This is a genomic window from Macromonas bipunctata (genome assembly GCF_002837135.1).
In the GTDB taxonomy this organism is placed as follows: domain Bacteria; phylum Pseudomonadota; class Gammaproteobacteria; order Burkholderiales; family Burkholderiaceae_C; genus Macromonas_A; species Macromonas_A bipunctata.
In genome coordinates this window covers 1-4,724 of the sequence record NZ_NWBQ01000034.1, presented here as the reverse complement: position 1 = coordinate 4,724, position 4,724 = coordinate 1, and the positions used below count along the sequence as shown (strand labels likewise).

At 59.9% G+C, this 4,724-nt stretch carries 6 protein-coding genes; 4 read left to right on the top strand and 2 right to left on the bottom strand.

The genetic code is table 11. The annotated features are described in order from the left end of the window. Positions 1-284: 284 nt before the first annotated feature. Positions 285-1,625 (bottom strand): IS1380 family transposase, encoded by a 1,341-nt coding sequence (locus tag CON76_RS05500; RefSeq protein ID WP_101050408.1) that lies wholly within the window; start codon positions 1,623-1,625, stop codon positions 285-287. A gap of 271 nt (positions 1,626-1,896) precedes the next feature. Continuing rightward, positions 1,897-2,145 (bottom strand): hypothetical protein, encoded by a 249-nt coding sequence (locus CON76_RS05495; protein WP_101050406.1) that lies wholly within the window; start codon positions 2,143-2,145, stop codon positions 1,897-1,899. Between the two features lie 251 nt (positions 2,146-2,396). Here CON76_RS05495 and CON76_RS12795 point away from each other — a divergent pair, with 251 nt between their 5' ends. The 4 genes from CON76_RS12795 (at position 2,397) to CON76_RS12790 (ending at position 4,618) form a co-directional block, all read left to right on the top strand. After that, the gene (locus tag CON76_RS12795) at positions 2,397-2,729 is read left to right on the top strand and encodes a hypothetical protein (RefSeq protein WP_145995343.1); all 333 of its coding nucleotides are present in this window, start codon (positions 2,397-2,399) and stop codon (positions 2,727-2,729) included. A 16-nt stretch (positions 2,730-2,745) separates the two neighbouring features. After that, complete coding sequence (locus CON76_RS05485) at positions 2,746-3,039, top strand: hypothetical protein (protein ID WP_101050404.1); 294 nt, start codon at positions 2,746-2,748, stop codon at positions 3,037-3,039. Between the two features lie 242 nt (positions 3,040-3,281). After that, complete coding sequence (locus CON76_RS05480) at positions 3,282-4,394, top strand: protein rep (protein ID WP_101102379.1); 1,113 nt, start codon at positions 3,282-3,284, stop codon at positions 4,392-4,394. A gap of 11 nt (positions 4,395-4,405) precedes the next feature. Next, positions 4,406-4,618: a hypothetical protein gene (locus tag CON76_RS12790; protein ID WP_145995342.1), complete on the top strand. Its 213-nt coding sequence runs from the start codon at positions 4,406-4,408 to the stop codon at positions 4,616-4,618. Positions 4,619-4,724: the final 106 nt, after the last annotated feature.

Here is a 4,724-nt window from a genome sequence, read left to right as displayed (position 1 = left end):
ACCCAAGACCCACACGGTTACTGGATCTTGCTCACCATCGCGTTTGTGAGCCAGCCCCACTACGCTGCCACCCTGACCCGGCTAGCCCGGATATTTCACCGTAGATCGCCCCGTTGCCTCTTTTATCACTTTGATGCCTGAAGACGGGTCGCTACGGGTCATTGCCGTGAGCCAAAGGCACGCACCCGCGCGCATCGGCCCTGTCAGGACGCAGCGACCCCCACCCCGGCTTGGGTTGCGGGCCAGTTTTGTGTCATCGCGCCGGCCAGGCGCTGTCGCGGCGTTCAGGGCGAGCGCAGCTGGCTCATGGCGTGCGCGAAGATGGGCGCGCTGGGCCAGTGCGAGGCCAGGTACAGCCGGATGCGCCGCGTGTTGCGCGTGACCACAGCCGCCACCTTGAGCAGCCTGATGCGCAGGGTGTCGACCTGGGCTGTTGCCAGTGCGGTGCCCTGCAGGGCCAAGGCGCGCAGCCGCTCGATGAGCACGTAACCCAGCGCCGACAGCAGCATGCGCAGTTGGTTGGAGTGCAACACCTGGCAGCTCGTGCGGGTGGCAAAGAGGCCGACCTGCGCCTCCTTGATCCGGTTCTCCGCCTCGCCGCGTTGGCAGTAGAGCCCGTCGTACAGGGTCTGTGGGTCGCCGTCCAGGTTGGTCACGACAAAGCGCGGGTTGCAGCCCTGCTCGCCCCATTCGAGCCGGGTGATGACGCGTCGCTCGTGCGGCCAGGTCTTGGCGGCGTAGTCGAACTCGCCGAGCAAGCGCTGCTTGGCGCGGCTGCGCTCGTACTCGTCCTGTAGCCAGAGCTCGGCCAAGGCCACCTGCGCCTGCAGCCGCGCGTTGCGCGCCAGGCCCACGATGTAGTGCACGCCCGAGCGCTCGCACCAGTTGAGGATGCGCTGGCGGCAAAATCCCGAGTCGCCCCGAAACACCACGCGCACGCCCGGCCAGACTTGGCGCAGTCGGCGCACCAGCAGCTTGAGGATGGCCGCCGTGTGCCGCGCCCCATCGATGTTGCTCGGGCGCAAGTAGGCGCACAGCAGCTGCTGGCCGCAAAACACGTACAGCGGCAGGTAGCAGTAGCTGTCGTAGTAGCCGTGGAAGAAGCGGCCCTCCTGCTGGCCGTGCAGCGGGTTGTCGGTGGCATCAAAGTCCAGCACCACCTCTTCGGGTGGACTCTCGAAGCTGGCAATGAACTGCTCAACCAGCAGCTCGTGCAGCTTCCAGGCCGTGGCGCGGTCCGCCCACTTCTCCAGCCGACACAGCGTGGGCGCGCTGGCGATATCGCGCTCCACCCCCACGGCCGTTTGCATCGCCACGTCGCGGCGCAGCGCACCGTGGTCGTTCAAGTCCTCCCAGCCCAGCGCCAGGCCATAGACGCGCTGCCGCAGCATGTCGCGCACGCTGTGCGTGATCAGCAGCGGATCGCGCGGGTCGGCAATGCAGCGCGCCGCCGTTCCCAGCAAGCCCAGCTTGCGGTCGACTTCGGCCAGCAGCATCACCCCAGCGTCGCTGGTCATGCTGCCGCCATCGAAGCGGCCCTCGATCTTGCGTCGGCCCAGTCGGCCAAAATCAATCACGCCAACCTCATCGGCAGTTGTTTGCGGTGTACAGTTTGGTTTCGGCATTGCCCGTCCTCTCATCCAGATTCGATACCTCGATGTTCGGGCATTTCAAGGGCAATGCCGTCCTCGTTTCTACGGATTGCGGTGAAATATCCGGGCTAGCAGATCGTCAGTTCGCAATGCTCCAGGAGCTGATTTCCCAGTCTTCCCATGCCTGAATCGGTGTGATTCGGTGGATCGGCATCACACGTATTGATGTTCCGAGGGGTGCAGTCTGCACCCCTTTTTTGCGCCTGTTACTGCGTAACTTCGTTCTGTTTGTTACTGCGTAACTTCAGGCGCCACCTCTCAGGTATTGCTCAAAATCGGCATCGTCCATAGGTGCTGACACCGCTTTGTCAGCATCACCGATAAGCCGCTCCAGCATGGCGCGCTGCGTTACTGCGTAATGCTTCGCTAGCCGCTTGAGTCCAAGGGCCGCACTGGTGGTCACGAAGGTGTTGATGCGAAGCTCTCCGTTGTCGCCAGCTCTTGCTCGGCCTGCCCGGTATGCCTTCTGTCGTTCTGCGTTGCTTTTTGCCATGATCGGCTCCTTTGTTACTGCGTAACGGTCATTATATCGTTACGCCGTAACGTGTGCAATATCGTGACTGTTACGGGGTATGGGGGGCGTGCCCCCCATGTCAAACCTGAGCCGGTGGCCTGTGCTGCTGTGGTTCGCGGCCTTCCTGGTAGAGCACCGGGCCAGTGCTCGCGCCCTGAAAAACAAGTAATTCGTGTATGATTCTCGACTTGCTCAACAAAATGAGCCAAATTAACTATTTGGAGTGAACCATGCACGATGATGACTTTGAACCTTCTTCCCTTCATCTTCTTTTAGCCTTGCTCAAAAAGGCTGGTACTACCGACTATTCGGGAATTCTTTTCCCCGTACATACACGCCTTCACGGCCATCTGTTTGGAATGGTTGAGGCCATGACTGAACAATCTGGACTGAGCCGTAACAAGCTCATGAACCGTATTCTTGAAGTCGGTATTGACACTACCCTGAAGTCTTTGCCGCCTGAGATGGTCGAGGAGTTGCGCCTGCGTTCTGGTCACTTCATCCACCAGTCTGTCTTCAAGGGCGACAAGAAAAACCCTTGGGAAAGCGGCAACGAGAACTGATTTCTAAGGATCACATATGGCAATGTTGACCCTCAACGGGATTGTTCAGAACGTGTTTGCACGGCCTGCGTCCACTGACAAGGAAACTGGCGAAGTCCGTCCAGCTACCGACTACGCCCAAATCTTGGCTGAGAACGTGCTGGAAAGCGGCGAGAAGCGCTTGGATATGGTCACGCTTAAGGTGCGCTCTATCGACTCGTTTCGGCGCTTCTTGGGACAGCGCGTCAGTGTCCCTGTTGGCGCGTTTGTCTCTGGCAAGAACATTCTGTTCTACAGCCTCAAGACTGAGCCGGAGCCTATCCCGGCATAATGGAAAAGACCCCGCAGGTGCGTCAACACCTCGGGGTCGCGACCGATTGAACAAGACTTCAACCGATGACAACAATTCTACACACCTCGGCCCATGCCGACAAGCGTGGGCCGGTAGCGTCAAGCAGTGCTGACGCATACGGCACACGCTGGGCGGCGGGGCATAAGTCCCGTGATGGTGCCCCCCTTGGTATAGGTGCAAAATCGGTACACAGCCCCGGTGCTCCTGCTGTCTTTGACCCGATGGCGGTCAAGTCACAGCGGTTCCAGCTCCAGAGCGTAGCCGCCAGCATCATCCCTGACAGCCGTACTGCCAAGTGCTTGAGGTTGCGTGCCCATAACCAGGAAATCAAGGTCTGGAAGGCTCCAGAGTACGGCACGGCCCATTACAGTGGCTTGCAGACTTGCGCCAGCGTCTGGGCCTGTCCTGTGTGCGCTGCCAAGATTGCGGAACGTCGTCGCCTTGAGCTGCTGGCCGCTATGGCTGTCCACGAGGCTCGCGGGGGCAACGTCCACCTGTTGACGCTCACAGTGCCGCACCAGCGTGGCGATGTGCTGGCGGCCCTTCTTGACCAGCAGGCTAAGGCTCTCAAGAGGTTCTGGAACGATAGGGCTACAAAGGCCATCATGGCCGAAATGGGCTATATCGGACAGGTCAGGGCGCGGGAGGTCACGCATGGCCGCAAGAGCGCCCGAAACAACGGCTGGCACCCTCATTTCCACATCCTGCTGTTTACCGGCGTTGCTGTCGATCTGAGTCGCTACAACGCTGCGCAGCGTCGTGATTGGGAGGTGCGCCTTTACCTCGTGTGGGCCAAGTCTTGCGAGTATGCAGGCTTGGGTACTCCCAGCATGATGCACGGCCTCAAGCTGGATAACGGCAAAAAGGCATCTGCTTACGTCACGAAGTGGGGCCTTGAGGACGAAATGACGAAGGGTCATGTCAAAAAGGGCCGTGCAGGTGGTGAAACGCCGTTCGATTTGCTGCGCTCTGTCCTCGACGACAAGTCGGACACTCAAGCGGCGGCGCTGTTTCGTGAGTTCGTCCACGCCTTCAAGGGTAAGCGTCAACTGGTCTGGAGTCCGGGCTTGAAGGCACGTCTTGCCGTTGAGCATGCCACGGATGAGGAGATCGTCCAGCGTGTGGACGAGGAGGCCGAATTGTTGGGCCAGATCACCTTGGAGCAGTGGCGCGACGTGCTCAAAGTCGATGGCCGTGCTCTGGTGCTGGAGATTGCCGCCAAGCGTTCCTGGTATGAGGTCACGCGCTTCTTTGATGTCATTGAGGGGGCACACAAGGGTGTGGCCATGCCTGTGGGCTTGTTGGCAGACATTCGCGAGATTCTCCTCTCTTGAGGTACCAAACAATGCAATTCAATATTGACAAGCGTTTCATTGAAATTTTGAATGAGCAAGGATGCCCGATCACGTGGGACAAGTTCCGTGCTGCTTACGACGTGAGAAAAGCCGAGCGAGATGCCGATCCGGTCGTCATTGCACGCAAGATGAGGCGCGAAGCCCTAGCCCGGATATTTCACCGCAGTCCACCCCGTCGTCTCTTTTGTCACTTTGATGCCTGAAGAGGGGTCGCTACGGGTCATTGCCGTGAGCCAAAGGCACGCACCCGCGCGCATCGGCCCTGTCAGGACGCAGCGACCCCCACCCCGGCTTGGGTTGCGGGCCAGT

Excerpts from the sequence above, each read along its gene's own strand:
- CON76_RS05495 (WP_101050406.1), bottom strand. The coding sequence starts at position 2,145 with ATGGCAAAAAGCAACGCAGAACGACAGAAGGCATACCGGGCAGGCCGA.
- CON76_RS05500 (WP_101050408.1), bottom strand. The coding sequence starts at position 1,625 with ATGCCGAAACCAAACTGTACACCGCAAACAACTGCCGATGAGGTTGGC.
- CON76_RS12795 (WP_145995343.1), top strand. The coding sequence starts at position 2,397 with ATGCACGATGATGACTTTGAACCTTCTTCCCTTCATCTTCTTTTAGCC.
- CON76_RS12790 (WP_145995342.1), top strand. The coding sequence starts at position 4,406 with ATGCAATTCAATATTGACAAGCGTTTCATTGAAATTTTGAATGAGCAA.
- CON76_RS05480 (WP_101102379.1), top strand. The coding sequence starts at position 3,282 with ATGGCGGTCAAGTCACAGCGGTTCCAGCTCCAGAGCGTAGCCGCCAGC.
- CON76_RS05485 (WP_101050404.1), top strand. The coding sequence starts at position 2,746 with ATGGCAATGTTGACCCTCAACGGGATTGTTCAGAACGTGTTTGCACGG.